Here is a 14,318-nt window from a genome sequence, read left to right on the forward strand (position 1 = left end):
GCCCGTGCGTTCCGCCCCGATACGTACCTGCCCTGCGAAGGTGGAACACGTGAAGGCAATCCGTCGATTCACCGTGCGCCCCGTCCTCCCCGACCCGCTCCGGCCGCTCAGCGACCTCGCGCGCAATCTGCGCTGGTCCTGGCACGCCGAGACCCGTGAACTGTTCCAGGCCGTCGACCCCGAGGGGTGGCGGGCGGCCGGCGGCGATCCCGTGCGGCTGCTGGGCTCCGTGTCCGCGGCCAGACTCGCCGAGCTCGCCCGCGACCGGCGCTTCCTGCGCCGCCTGTCCGCCGCCGCCGACGACCTCGACGACTATCTGCGCGGCCGCCGCTGGTACCAGAACCACACGCTGCCGGACGGCGACCTGCCCGCCGCCGTCGCCTACTTCTCGCCCGAATTCGGCGTCACCGCCGCTCTGCCCCAGTACTCCGGCGGCCTCGGCATCCTCGCCGGCGACCACCTGAAGGCCGCCTCCGACCTGGGCGTACCGCTCATCGGCGTGGGGCTGCTCTACCGGCACGGCTACTTCCGCCAGTCCCTCTCCCGGGACGGCTGGCAACTGGAGCACTACCCGCTCCTGGACCCCAACGAGATGCCCGTCAGCCTGCTGCGGCAGCCGAACGGCACCCCCGTGCGGGTCTCCCTCGCCCTGCCGGGCGGCCGCTGCCTGCACGCCCACATCTGGGTGGCGCAGGTCGGCCGCGTACCGCTGCTGATGCTCGACTCGGACGTGGAGGAGAACGGCCCGTCCGAGCGCGACGTCACCGACCGGCTGTACGGCGGGGGCAGCGAGCACCGACTGTTGCAGGAGATGCTGCTGGGAATAGGAGGTGTCCGGGCGGTACGCGCGTACTGCGAGCTCACCGGCCACCCCGCCCCCGAGGTGTTCCACACCAACGAGGGGCACGCCGGTTTCCTCGGCCTGGAGCGCATCCGGGAACTGAGCGAGGAGGGCGTCGAGTTCGACGCCGCCCTGGAGGCCGTCCGCGCGGGCACGGTCTTCACCACCCACACCCCCGTCCCCGCCGGCATCGACCGGTTCGACCGCGAACTCGTCGCCCGGCACTTCGGCGACGGTGCGGAACTGCCCGGCGTCGACGTCGAGCGCATCCTCCAGCTCGGCATGGAGACCTACCCCGGCGGCGAGCCCAACCTCTTCAACATGGCCGTGATGGGACTGCGCCTCGCCCAGCGCGCCAACGGCGTGTCCACCCTCCACGGCGCCGTCAGCCGCGGGATGTTCGCCGGCCTGTGGCCCGGGTTCGACGCCGACGAGGTGCCGATCACCTCCATCACCAACGGCGTGCACGCCCCGACCTGGGTGGCGCCCGAGGTCTTCCGGCTCGGCGCGCGCAAGATCGGCACCCAGCGGGCGGAGGACGCCCTGAGCGTCGGCGGATCCCAGCGGTGGGACGCCCTCGGCGAGATCGCCGACTCCGAGATCTGGGACCTCCGCCGTGAGCTGCGCGAACAGCTGGTGACGGAGGTCCGCACCCGGCTGCGCGCCTCCTGGCGGCAGCGCGGCGCGGGCTCGGCCGAGCTGGGCTGGATCGACGGGGTCCTGGACCCCGACATCCTCACCATCGGGTTCGCCCGCCGCGTCCCCTCGTACAAGCGCCTGACGCTGATGCTGCGGGACCGCGACCGGCTGATGGAGATGCTGCTGCACCCGGAGCGGCCGGTGCAGATCGTCGTCGCGGGCAAGGCCCACCCGGCGGACGACGGCGGCAAGCGGCTGGTGCGGGAGCTGGTGCGGTTCGCCGACGACCCGCGCGTACGCCACCGGATCGTGTTCCTGCCCGACTACGGCATGGGCATGGCCCAGAAGCTCTATCCCGGCTGCGACGTGTGGCTGAACAACCCGCTGCGGCCCCTGGAGGCCTGCGGCACCTCCGGGATGAAGGCGGCGCTGAACGGCTGCCTCAACCTCTCCGTCCTGGACGGCTGGTGGGACGAGTGGTACGAACCGGACTTCGGCTGGGCCATCCCGACCGCCGACGGCCCGGCCATGGACGAGGACCGGCGCGACGACCTGGAGGCGAACGCGCTGTACGAGCTGATCGAGAAGCGCGTCGCGCCCCGCTTCTACGACCGGGGCGCGAACGGGCTGCCCGAGCGGTGGATCGAGATGGTCCGCCGTACGCTCGCCAACCTGGGCCCCAAGGTGCTGGCGGGACGCATGGTGCGGGAGTACGTGGAGCGGCTGTACGCCCCGGCCGCCCTCGCCCACCGGTCGCTGAGCACCGACGCGGCCCGTGAGCTCGCCGCCTGGAAGGCCAAGGTGCGCGCCGCGTGGCCGCGCGTGGCGGTCGACCACGTCGAGGTCGACGAGGCCAACGGCGTCGCCGAACTCGGCTCCACCCTGGCGCTGCGGGTACGGGTCGCCCTCGGGGACCTCCAGCCGGAGGACGTCGAGGTCCAGGCGGTCGCGGGCCGCGTCGACACCGACGACCGGCTCCGGGACGCCCAGACGGTGCCGCTCAAGCCGGCGGGCGGACCGGACCAGCAGGGGCGCTGGGTCTACGAGGGCCCCCTCACCCTCGACCGGACCGGACCCTTCGGGTACACGGTCCGGATACTGCCCACCCACCGGCTGCTGGCGGCGGGCACCGACCTCGGCCTGGTCGCCCTGCCCACGGAGGCGACGGGGGAGGGCGCCGGCGTCCTGATGAGGTAGCGGTTTCCCCGGCTCGTCGCCTTCTCTCCGTGGGGGCGACGAGCCGGCGACACGACGAGCCGCCCGGGGAACGACCCCGGGCGGCTCCGGTGCCTCGTGGACGCCGACCCGTTACGGGAAGGTCAGCTTGAAGCCGTTGATGTAACCGGTGTCCTGCGCGGCCTTGTCCTGGACGCGGAGCTTCCAGCTGCCGTTTGCGACCTCGCTGGAGGCGTTGACCGTATAGGTGGCCTTGACGTTGTCGGCCGAGTCGGAGGAGCTGAACGGCTTCAGGTTGTAGACCGAGCCGTCGGGGGCGACCAGGTCGACGACCAGGTCACCGCGCCAGGTGTGGACGATGTCCACGTCCACCTTCAGCGCGGAGGGGGCGTTGCCGGTGACACCGGTGACGTTGACGGCCGAGGTGACGGCGGCGCCGTTGTCGGGGATGGCGACGTCGGCGGTGTTCTCGAAGGTCTTGCCGGTGCCGGGGTCGCCGCCGCCGGGACGGGAGCCGACGTTGACACCCGCCCAGGCGTGCTCGACGGCCTTCACCTCGGCGCTGCCGGCGCCGTACAGCTCCGTGGCGACCGCGACGGTGCCGGTGCGGGCGCCGGCGTAGGTGGTCGTCGAGGTGAACTTGGTGGTGAGCGCCTTGTACCAGATCAGTGCGGCCTTGTCGCGGCCGATGCCGGTGACGGGCAGGCCGTCGGAGGTCGGCGAGTCGTAGTTCACGCCGTTGATGGACTTGGCGCCGCTGCCCTCGGAGAGCAGGTAGAACCAGTGGTTCGCCGGGCCCGAGGAGTAGTGGACGTCGATGCCGCCGATACCGGAGTACCAGGCGTCCTTCGACGAGCCGTCCCTGCTCGGCTTGTCCATGTAGCGCAGCGGGGTGCCGTTGCCGCGGATGTCGATCTTCTCGCCGACCAGGTAGTCGCCCTTGTCCTGGGCGTTGTTGGCGTGGAACTCGACGGCGGCGGCGAAGATGTCGGAGGTCGCCTCGTTCAGGCCGCCGGACTCGCCGCTGTAGACCAGCTTGGCGGTCGCGGAGGTGATGCCGTGGGTCATCTCGTGGGCGGCGACGTCGATGGACGTGAGCGGCTTGGCGTTGCCCGCGCCGTCGCCGTACGTCATGCAGAAGCAGCTGTCGGTCCAGAAGGCGTTGACGTACGCGTTGCCGTAGTGGACGCGGGAGTACGCGCCGACGCCGTCGCCCTTGATGCCGGAGCGGCCGTGGACGTTCTTGTAGTAGTCCCAGGTGACCCCGGCGCCGTAGTGGGCGTCGGCGCCGGCCGTCTCCAGGTTCTGCGGGGTGCCGTCGCCCCAGGTGTCGTCGGGCCCGGAGAACAGCGTCCCGGTGCCGGAGGTGCCGCGGTTGAGGTTGTACGTCTTGTGGTTGCCGCGCCCGGTGTCGGTCAGCGTGTACGAGGGCGCGGTGCCGAGCGTCACCTGGCCGCTGTACTGGGTGTTGCCGGTCCCGTTGTGGACGGCCTGCCACTCGAAGAGCTTGGCGCCCGTGGTGGCGTCGGTGACGACGTGCAGCTCGTTCGGGGTGCCGTCGTGCTGGAGACCGCCGACGACCGTCTCGTACGCGAGGACCGGCTTGCCCTGCGCGAGCCACACCACCTTGCGCGGGGCGCGCTCGGGGGCGGTGGCCTTGGAGCCCTCGGCACGCGCCGCGCTCAGGGCCTGCTTCTGGGCCGCGGCCGGGGCGACGTCCGCGGAGGTGTCCACGCCCTTGAGTTCCGCCCGGGAGGCCTTGCTCACCGCCTCGGTGCGCCCGGCCCCGGTCTCGGTGACGACGAGGTCGCCGCCGAGGACCGGGAGCCCGGCGTAGGTGCGCTCGTAGCGCGTGTGGGTGGTGCCGTCGCGGTCCTGGACGACGTCGCGGACGGCGAGCTTCTCCTGGGCGCCGAGGCCGAGTTCCCTGGCCGTCTGCGCCTTGGCGGCGTCGGCCGCGCGTATCAGCGCGGTGCGCTGGGCGGGGGAGAGGTCGGCGGGCAGGGAGCCGGGGTCGGCCTTGCCGGCCGCCTGGCCCTTGGGGGCGGCGGTCCAGGGGTCGTCGGCGGCGGTGGCGGCACCGGTCTGCACGCCCACGGCGAGCATGGCGGCGGCGGCGATCAGAGCGCCGGTCGCGGTGGCGCGACGGCTTGGCGTGGATCTCACGCAGACTCCTTTTGCGAGGGGGGTACCGGGCGGCTGGGTGGGCCGGCCGGGCGGAGCAGCCTGAAAGAGCGCGGAACACGTGCGGAACGAACGTGAGAACGTCCGTCGAACAGGTGATGCGGAGAATGGGGTAAGAGTGGAGGCAGCTGCGGCGTCCTGTCAGGAGCGCGTCAACAGATTGGCCGGAAATCGTCCGTTGCCCGAAAAGCCGTGTTCGTTAAGCGGACGTTTCGCCGTTGCGTGCCGCCGCGTGCTCGGATGTCCCGCGCGGCCCCGAAGCGACGGGCGCGCCGGGGCCGAACGCGAACCCGCCCGTGTGAACGGGGCGTTGAGCACGGGATACGTGCCCTCCGTCGCGACCTCCCGGCCCCGGGGCACGCTTCCGGCCATCCGGTCCCGGCCCCCTCGCGGGCCGGTGTTCCGTACGCGCCGCCGTGCGGCTACCGCTCCTCGTGGGGGAAGCGGGCGAGCGGGGCCTCCCGCTGGAAGAAGCTCTTGGCGCGGATCATCGCCCGCTCGTCGTTCCGCACCTGGCCGGGCCGGGACCCGTTGCCGAACAGCACCCCGCCGAACCGCATCCCCAGGTACGCCGCCGAGTTGTTGAGCGTGGTCACCAGGCCGTCGGCCACGGACTCGTCGCGGTCCGCCATCACCGTCACCCCCCACAGGGTCCGGCCCGCCATCCGCTCCTTGAAGTCGGAGCCGGGCACCGTCAGCCAGCCCGACCAGTAGTCGAGGTAGCGCTTGGTCTGCGCGGAGAGGGTGTACCAGTACAGGGGTGAGACGAGGACGACGTCGGTGGCGCCCACGGTCGCCTGCCGCAGCGCCTCCTCGCTCTCGCCCGGCGCCCAGGACAGGCTCTCGTGCCGTCCGTCCTGGAAGTCGGGCAGGGGCAGTTCGTTCAGGTCCACCCATCGCTGCGGTATCGCGGCGGGCAACTGCGCGGCCGCGGCCCGGGCGAGGATCTCGGTATTGCCGTCGGCGCGGGAACTGCCCAGGACGAAGAGGAACGAGCGGTCGGTACCGGGGATGGTGTCGGTGGTCATGTCCGTCTCCAACTCCCGGTCCCGGGGCGGGTATTCCTGGGGGCCCGACGGTTGACCTGTAGGGCGCGGGCTGGGGGTCTGTCGAGAGGGCGGTCAGCCGGCGAGCTGGCTCTGCCAGTGGTGCAACGGCTGGATGAGGCGGCCTCCGGCCTGGTGGTCGATGGCTTCGGCGAGGCCGTGCAGGAGGGAGGTGAGCATGGCGCGGGTAGTGGGGTCGGTCAGCCGCTCGCCAGGCTCGGCCTCGTGGTCAAGGCGGGTGTGGACTTCGGGGACGGCGACCTGGGGGCCGCCGACCACGTAGACGTTGAGCAGGGCGAACAGTTCACGCAGCTGGCTCTGGGCGCGGATACCGCCGAAGATGCCCGGGGAGGCTGACAGGACTATCGCGGCGTGGCCGGGCAGGGCGCTCGCGCCGTAGGGGCGTGAAGCCCAGTCCAGGGCGTTCTTCAGCACGCCGGGCATGGCGCCGTTGTATTCGGGGGTGGCCACGATAAGGCCGTCGGCCTCGGCGATGGCCTGCCACATCCTCCGCACGGTGGCCGGCGGGTCGGTCTCGAGGTCTTCGTTGAAGTGGGGCAGTTCGTCCAGGCCCTTGAACAGCTCGATGTGCATGCCTTCGGGGGCGAGGGTCTGAAGGTTCTGGAGCATCTGGGTGTTGAACGAGGCGGCTCGCAGAGAGCCAGAAATGGCCAGGACACGGCTCATGAGGGGGACTCCGGGACAGACACGGGCGTGGCAGTGTCGCCGCGCCGACATGGACAAGCGGCATTGGGGGACAAAGGCTGGCCCCGCCGGGCGGGGCAGCGGGGCGGGGCCGGCGGTCAGGACAGTTCGGTGGGTCAGCCGCGGAAGCTCTCACGCTGGGCGAAGTCGGGGATCTCACCGGCCGCGAAGGCGTCCGTGTAGTGCAGGGGGCGGGCGGTGTCGATGTTCCACACGTAGATCGGCAGCCGGTCCCGAACCACGGCCAGGCGTGCCTGGTTGGGGCCGTGGTTCATCCCGCCGGGGGTGACGCTCATCAGCCCGGGGGGCGGGCCGACCCTGCGGCCGTCGGGGGCGCCGAGGGGGACGATCACCTCGTCGTAGTCGACGTTGCGGTGGTACGGCTGTGCGCGCTCGGCGTCCTCGGCGGTCTGCATCGGGCGCGGGGCCATGGTGACGATCCAGTTCTCGCCCGCCTGGAACGTGGCCTGTGCCATAGGCGGTACATCCAGCCGCTCCGATGTCAACGGCCGGATGTCCGCCAGCCGGAGACGAAACGGGGCGAGGCTGCCGGTCCAGCCCTCGACGTCGGCGGGATCGAAGGCGTAGAAGATCGACGACAGCTCCCCGTCGCGCGTGACGAGCACCTCCCACTCCCCGCTCGCGTTTTCCGGCGCCGGGACGGCGTCCTGGGCGTCGAGCTGGGGGACGTCCAGGACGCCCCTGTCGAAGGGCAGGAAGTGACCGAGCAGGCCGCGTTCGGGAAGCGCGATCGGCTCCCGCGTCTCCACCACATACGTCAGGTGCTCGACACCTTCGTCGGGCACGAGGCGGTAGTTGGTGCCCTTCGGGATGACCAGGTACTCCAGCGGCCCGTAGGCCAGGGTGCCGTAGTCGCAGACCAGGGTGCCGCTACCGGACTGGGTCAGCAGCAGCGTGTCGCCGTCGGCGTTGCGGAAGTAGTACGGCATCGCAGCGGACCGCTTGGACACCGAGATCTTGATGTCGTCGTTGAACATCAGCAGCGTCGGCAGCGCCCTGGGGTCGGACGCGTCAGCAGTCGCGAGGGCGGCGAGCTGGATACCGCGTGGCCGGATCGGGCCTTCGACGCGCAGCCAGTCGGTGGTGGGGTGGGCGTGGTAGAGCTGGGAGACCTCCCCCTCGAAGCCGCGGCGTGCGTGGTGTTCTTCGAAGGTGCCGTCCGGCACCTTCGAGTGGGCCTGACCGGATACCCGGCCCTGGACGTGCTTGGCGAACATGGAGACTCCTCCACCGGCGCAAACCGGTGCCGCGCCAGTCGGGTGAGTGGTGTGAGGGTGCGGCGGGGCAGGCGGCAGCCCCGCCGCACCGTTCGGGGGAGGCGGGGGTGCCGCCGTGCTGGTAGCGGGTCAGTCCAGGGTGAGGACGAGCTTGCCGCGTTGGCCGCCGGTCTCCATCAGCCGGTGCGCCTCGCTCAGCTCCGCCAGTGTGAAGCGGCGGGCGATGGGCAGGTCCAGGTCGCCGCGGGCGGCGAGGCCGGCGACCTGGGCCACGGTCTCGGCCGCGCGGGTGCCGAACATCATCGTGATGCCGTACTGCTTGGCCAGCGGCGGGCTGGCCAGCGTCACGATCCGGCCCTTGTCGCCGGTCACGGAGATCGAGACGGTGATCGCCTCCTGGGAGCCGGTCAGATCGAGGGAGGCATCAACCCCCTGCGGGGCCAGCTCCCGCACACGCTCCTGAAGGCCCTCGCCGTACGTCACAGGCGTACCGCCGAGGGATCGCACGTAGTCGTGGTTGTCGTCACTGACGGTGCCGATCACCCGGGCGCCCCAGGCACGGGCGAACTGGACGGCAACCGAGCCGACCCCGCCGGCCGCACCGTGAATCAGCACGGTCTCGCCCGCTGCCACCTCCAGCATCCGCAGCGCGTTGTACGCCGCCTGGCCGACCGCGCCGATGACCGCTGCCGTCTCCCAGGAGAGTTCTGCAGGCTTCAAGGCCAGGTTCTCGACGGGGACGACGACCTGCTCGGCGCAGGCCGCCAGATCGACGAACCCGATCACCTCATCCCCCACCGCGAAGCCCTCGACTCCGGCGCCGACCTGGTCGACCATGCCCGCGAACTCGTTGCCGAGCTGCTGCGGGAAAGAGATGTCGAAGACCGCGTCGAACTCCCCGCGCCGGATCTTCGCGTCGATCGGGTTCAGCCCCGCCGCCTTGACCCGCACCCGCACCTCGCCCGGCCCGGCCTTCGGCTCGGGAAGATCAGCCACCCGAAGAACCTCCGGAGTGCCGTAGGAGTCCATCACTACTGCCTTCACGCTGCCGCCGCCTTACCTTCGATTAAGTGAATCAGTGCCGGAAACGGCCTTCGATCAGTGCCGTCCGGCGCCCTTCCGGTAACTAAGTCAACGCCTACGGCTCACTCGCGTCCAACACTCCCGAGCTGATACATGACAGTCAAAGGCTGTTAACGTGGAAGGCGTGGACCTTGACCTGCGCCAGGTGCGCTACGCCGTCACCCTCGCCGAGGAACTGCACTTCGGCCGGGCGGCAGCGGCGCTGACCATTGCCCAGCAGACGCTTTCCTCGCAGATCAGCGCCCTGGAAAGCCGTGTCGGTGTACCCCTGTTCACCCGCGACCGCCGCCATGTAGCCCTCACCCCCGCCGGCGAAATCTTCATCAAACGCGGCCGACGCCTGCTGGCCGACGCCCAGCGCCTGGTCGACGAGGTCGCCCTCACCCGGGCACCGCTGCGGATCGACGTCCTCACCGAAGGGCTCACCCCTTCACTCATCACCCAGCACTTGCGCGGCGAGTCACCGTGCCTGCCCTTCGAGGTGTTCCAGAGCCAGGGCCTGGCCGCCGCCCTGCCCCGCCTGCTCGCCGGAGACCTCGACATCGCCTTCGGCCGACCCCACGGGCTCGGCCAGGATCTCCAAACGCCCCTGGGCACCATGCCCGTCCGGCTGGAACCCATCGGCATCGTTATGCCCACCGATCACCCCCTGGCGGCCCACGACGAGGTGACGCTCGCCGCGCTTGCCGACCACCCACTCCTCGTCCACACCGCCGAGGAAGCCGCAGAATGGCGCGACTGGATCGACGAAGCCATCAACGACTTCAACCTCCAGGCCGCATTGCGCCTACGCGGGCACGGCCGCGCCGCCATCCACGCCACCGTCCTCGCTCGCGGCTACCCCGCCTTCGGCCTCATCACCGGAGGACTCCCCGACGGCCTCACCGCTCGCCCCCTGATCAACCCCATACCGCTCTACCCATGGCACGCCGTGTGGAATACGCAAACAGCCGCACCTACCGTCAACCGCGCCCTGGAACTCATCCACACCTACGCCCAAGACCACCACTGGCACCAGTTCCCCGACCGCACCTGGTGGCTCCCAGACCCAGACCGGACCCACCTGCCCGGCCCCTCCTGACAACTGTCGCGCCCGACCCGTAAATCCCGCGTCGGCAAGGGGAAACCAATCGCACCTGCCGGAAATTGCGGCGGATCCTGTCCAGGATCCGCAACTCGCCGTACACGGGTTCCTGCAAAACGTCGGAATCCGCGCGGAGGTCGCCTGCTGCGGCCGGTGGCCGGGCACTCTGTCGCCATACCGGAACGGTGCGAACAGTCGCGCCGCCCAGCCGGAAGTTCACGAACAACCGTCACTGACTGCTACTGACCGTGACAACTGCTCATGATCGCGTGGAAATGCTCGATCGGTGCTCATGATCACGCGGAAGTGCTCACGAAACCGCCGAACCTCCATGGCCGGTCACCCCACCAGGCTCTCCCGCCACGCCCGGTGCAGACCCGCGAACCGGCCCTTGCCCTCAATCAGTTCGGACGGTGACCCGTCCTCCACGATCCTGCCGCCCTCCATCACCAGCACCCGGTCCGCGATCTCGACCGTCGACAGCCGGTGGGCGATCACCACCGCCGTGCGGCCGTGCAGCACCGTGTCCATGGCACGCTGCACGGCCCGTTCGCCGGGGATGTCGAGGGAGCTGGTCGCCTCGTCGAGGATCAGCACCGCCGGGTCGGCCAGCAGGGCCCGGGCGAAGGCCACGAGCTGGCGCTGACCGGCCGAGATACGGCCGCCGCGCTTGCGTACGTCGGTGTCGTAGCCCTCCGGGAGGCCCGCGATGAAGTCGTGGGCGCCGATGGCCTTCGCGGCCTGCTCGATCTCCTCCCGAGTGGCGTCCGGCCGCCCGATCGCGATGTTCTCCGCCACCGTCCCGGAGAACAGGAACGCCTCCTGGGTCACCATCACCACCCCGCGCCGCAACTCCGGCGTGGCCAGCTCCCGCAGGTCGACGCCGTCGAGCAGGACCCGTCCCCCGGTGGGGTCGTAGAACCGGGCCAGCAGCTTGGCGAGCGTCGACTTGCCCGCGCCCGTCGAACCGACCACCGCGACGGTCTGCCCCGCCGGGATGGTCAGCCCGAAGGGCGACAGCACCTCACCGCCCGTGCGGTACCCGAAGCGGACGTCCTCGAAGACGACCTCCCGGCCCGGACTCCCGGCCCGGGGCGGCGGCAGGGGACGGGGTGCCGCGGGCTCCCGGACCGTCGGGGTCTGCGCCAGCAGTCCGGCGATCTTCTCCAGCGAGGCGGCCGCCGACTGGTACGAGTTGAGGAACATCGCCAGCCGGTCGATCGGGTCGTACAGCCGCCGCATGTAGAGCACGGCCGCCGCCAGCACCCCGAGCGCCAGCGTCCCGGCCGCCACCCGGTAGGCGCCCCACAGGACCATGCCGGCCACCGCCGTGTTCGCCACCAGCCGGGAGCCGACGACATAGCGGGCCATCTCCAGTATCGCGTCGCCGTTGCGGCGCTCGTGGCGGTGGTTGAGCGTGCCGAACGCCGCGTCATTGGCCCGTTCCCGCCGGAACGCCCGCACCGGACGGATGCCGTTCATCGTCTCCGCGAACTTCACGATGACGGCGGCGACGGCCGTCGACCGCGCGCTGAACGCGACGGCGGCGCGCCGCCGGTAGAGCCGCACGAGCAGGTACAGCGGCAGGAAGGAGGCCACCGCGACGGCGCCGATGCCCAGGTCCAGCCAGAGCAGGAGCACGGAGATGAACGCGAACGAGAGGAAGACCCCGACCAGCTCCTGGAGCCCCTCGCCGAGCAGCTCGCGCAACGACTCGACGTCGGTGGTGGAGCGGGAGATCAGCCGGCCGGAGGTGTACCGCTCGTGGAAGTCGATGCTCAGCGCCTGCGCGTGCCGGAAGATCCGCCCGCGGAGATCGAGCAGGACGTCCTGGTTGACGCGGGCGGAGGTACGGATGAACGCGTAATGGAGGAGCCCGGCGCCCGCCGCGCACACCGCGTACCCGACGCCCACCGCGACCAGCGGCCCGTGGTCCCCGCGCCGGAGGGCGGGCACGGCCCGGTCGATGGCGAACGCGACGAGCAGCGGACCGGCCTGCACGGCGGCCTGCTGGAACAACAGCAACAACGCGGCCAGCACTACACGTCCCCGGCGCGGCGCCAGCAGCGTCCGCAGCAGCCCGCGCGTGGCTCCCTCCGCCACGGGCAGGTCGTCCCGGTCGAACGCGTCCGCCCCACCGGTACCGGACGCCTCACCGGCGCCGCTCGCCCCGTCCGCGGTGGGCGTCCCGCCGGCGCCAGGTGCCCCGCCGCCCGTGCCCGGCGCCTCGTCCCCACCGGGCGCCCCGCCGTCCGTGCCGCCCGCCCCGTCCTTGCCGGGCGCGGCGCCCCTGCGGTGGGCGTTCCGGGTGGCCGGAGTCCGGCTGCTGCCGCCCGCCCCGCCGTGCCCGCCGTCCCCGCCGGGCGGATCACCGAGCGGGGGTGTCGGGGGTGTTCCACCGACCGTGTCCGTCATCGTGCACCACCCGTCCTTTCGGCTCCCGACATCAGCCAGGCGTACTCCGCGCTGTCCCTGAGCAGTTCCTGGTGGGTGCCCACCGCCGTGATGCGGCCCGCCGAGAGGAGCGCGACACGGTCGGCCAGCATGACCGTGGACGGGCGGTGGGCCACGACCAGGGCGGTGGTGTCCCGCAGCACGTCCCGGAGCGCCGCTTCGACCAGCGCCTCGGTGTGGACGTCCAGCGCCGACAGCGGGTCGTCCAGCACCAGGAACCGCGGCCTGCCCACCACCGCCCGCGCCAGGGCGAGGCGCTGGCGCTGGCCGCCCGAGAGGCTCAGGCCCTGCTCGCCGACCTGCGTCGCGGCGCCCTGCGGCAGGTTCCGTACGAACCCGGCCTGGGCGACCTCCAGAGCCCGCCGCAGCTCGGGCTCGCCCGCGCCCCCGGGGCCGGCGCCCATCAGCACGTTCTCACCGACGCTCGCCGAGAACAGCGTGGGTTCCTCGAACGCCACCGACACCAGCTCCCGCAGCCGCTCCCGGGGCATCACCGCCACATCGACCCCGTCCAGCAGGATGCGCCCGCCCGTCACCTCGTGCAGCCGCGGCACGAGCGCCGTCAGCGTGGTCTTGCCCGAGCCGGTGGCACCGACCAGCGCCATGGTCTCGCCGGGGCGGACGACCAGGTCGACCCCGTCCAGGACCGGCCGTGCGTCCTCCGGAGCGTCCGGATACCGGAACGACACGTTCTCGAAGCGGATTCCGCCGGACGGCACCGCGGACGAACCGCTTCCGCCCGTGTCCTCCTCCGCCTCGTCCATCACCTCGAAGAACCGCTCCACCGACGTCGCCGCCTCCTGGCTCATCGCCAGCAGGAACCCGATCGACTCCACCGGCCACCGCAGCGCCAGCGCCGTCGACAGGAACGCCACCAGCGTCCCGGCGGACAGCTCACCGTCCGCCACCTGGACCGTGCCCAGCACCAGGGCGGCCCCGATGGCCAGCTCGGGCACGATCGTGATGACCGCCCAGATGCCCGCCAGCAGCCGCGCCTTGCCCAGCTCCGTGCCCCGCAGCCGTTCCGCCAGACCGTGGAACGCCTCCGCCTGTGTGCGGTGGCGGCCGAAGCCCTTGATGATCCGGATGCCGAGCACGCTCTCCTCGACGACCGTCGTCAGGTCACCGACCTGGTCCTGTGCGCGCCGCGCCACCAGCGAGTACCGCGACTCGAACAGCGAGCAGACCATGATCAGCGGAACCACCGGCACCAGCAGCACCAGTCCCAGTGTCCAGTCCTGCACCAGCAGCACTCCGCAACCGACCACCACGGTCACGCCGTTGACGAACAGGAACGTCATCGGGAACGCCAGGAACATCCGTATCAGCGACAGGTCCGTCGTCGCCCGGGACAGCAACTGCCCCGACGCCCACCGGTCGTGGAACGCGATCGGCAGCCGCTGCAGATGCCGGTACAGGTCGGCCCGCATGGCGGCCTCGACACCCGCCAGCGGCCGGGCCACCAGCCACCGCCGCAGCCCGAACAGCACCGCCTCAGCGATCCCCAGCGCCAGCACCACCAGCGCCCCGAACCACACCCCTCCCGGGTCGCGTCCGGCCACCGGCCCGTCCACGATCCACTTCAGGACGAGCGGGATGACCAGGCCCAGGCAGGACGCCACGACCGCGACGACCGCCGCCGTGCCCACCCGCGCCCGCACCGGACGCACATACGGCCACAGCCGCAGCAACGTGCGAACGGCTGAACGGTCCTTGGTTGTTGCATCCTGTTCCGACATCAGCAGCGAGCCTACGATTCACCACTGACATCGCCCACCCGGTTTTCGCCGGCCTCGTCAGCGGTCGTACCCCCGCATCAACCGATCGGCTGATGCCGGTCCGAGCGGGACGGCCGATGTGGCGCACCC

General features: G+C 71.5%; 9 protein-coding genes. 2 read left to right on the top strand and 7 right to left on the bottom strand.

Annotation, left to right across the window (positions count from 1 at the left end):
* Positions 1 to 49 precede the first annotated feature (49 nt).
* The gene (gene glgP, locus ABT360_RS03110) at positions 50 to 2,677 is read left to right on the top strand and encodes an alpha-glucan family phosphorylase (RefSeq protein ID WP_351809780.1); all 2,628 of its coding nucleotides are present in this window, start codon (positions 50 to 52) and stop codon (positions 2,675 to 2,677) included.
* Between the two features lie 111 nt (positions 2,678 to 2,788).
* Here glgP and ABT360_RS03115 read toward each other — a convergent pair whose 3' ends face one another.
* The 5 genes from ABT360_RS03115 to ABT360_RS03135 all read right to left on the bottom strand — a co-directional run bounded on the left by ABT360_RS03115 (position 2,789) and on the right by ABT360_RS03135 (position 8,825).
* Entirely contained in the window at positions 2,789 to 4,822 is a 2,034-nt protein-coding gene (locus ABT360_RS03115) for a M4 family metallopeptidase (RefSeq protein ID WP_351809783.1), read from the bottom strand.
* A gap of 440 nt (positions 4,823 to 5,262) precedes the next feature.
* A complete protein-coding gene (locus ABT360_RS03120; protein ID WP_351809786.1) occupies positions 5,263 to 5,868 on the bottom strand; it encodes a flavodoxin family protein in 606 nt (201 codons plus the stop codon).
* 93 nt (positions 5,869 to 5,961) lie between these two features.
* Positions 5,962 to 6,573 carry an NADPH-dependent FMN reductase gene (locus ABT360_RS03125; protein ID WP_351809789.1) on the bottom strand — a complete coding sequence of 204 codons (612 nt, stop codon included), beginning with the start codon at positions 6,571 to 6,573 and terminating at the stop codon, positions 5,962 to 5,964.
* Positions 6,574 to 6,707: 134 nt separating this feature from the next.
* Positions 6,708 to 7,829, bottom strand: a complete 1,122-nt coding sequence (locus ABT360_RS03130; RefSeq protein ID WP_351809792.1) for a homogentisate 1,2-dioxygenase — start codon at positions 7,827 to 7,829, stop codon at positions 6,708 to 6,710.
* 129 nt (positions 7,830 to 7,958) lie between these two features.
* Complete coding sequence (locus ABT360_RS03135; protein WP_351809795.1) at positions 7,959 to 8,825, bottom strand: NADP-dependent oxidoreductase; 867 nt, start codon at positions 8,823 to 8,825, stop codon at positions 7,959 to 7,961.
* A 211-nt stretch (positions 8,826 to 9,036) separates the two neighbouring features.
* Between ABT360_RS03135 and ABT360_RS03140 the strand changes: the two genes are divergently transcribed.
* The gene (locus ABT360_RS03140) at positions 9,037 to 9,993 is read left to right on the top strand and encodes a LysR family transcriptional regulator (protein WP_351809798.1); all 957 of its coding nucleotides are present in this window, start codon (positions 9,037 to 9,039) and stop codon (positions 9,991 to 9,993) included.
* Between the two features lie 342 nt (positions 9,994 to 10,335).
* On the opposite strand, the gene ABT360_RS03145 is transcribed toward ABT360_RS03140, so the two are convergent.
* Positions 10,336 to 12,411, bottom strand: coding sequence for an ABC transporter ATP-binding protein (locus ABT360_RS03145; protein WP_351809801.1), 2,076 nt, complete (start codon positions 12,409 to 12,411; stop codon positions 10,336 to 10,338).
* The gene (locus tag ABT360_RS03150) at positions 12,408 to 14,189 is read right to left on the bottom strand and encodes an ABC transporter ATP-binding protein (protein WP_351809803.1); all 1,782 of its coding nucleotides are present in this window, start codon (positions 14,187 to 14,189) and stop codon (positions 12,408 to 12,410) included. The genes ABT360_RS03145 and ABT360_RS03150 overlap by 4 nt, the downstream gene beginning before the upstream one ends.
* Positions 14,190 to 14,318: the final 129 nt, after the last annotated feature.

The sequence above is a fragment of the Streptomyces sp. NPDC000229 genome (genome assembly GCF_040300825.1).
Classification (GTDB): domain Bacteria; phylum Actinomycetota; class Actinomycetes; order Streptomycetales; family Streptomycetaceae; genus Streptomyces.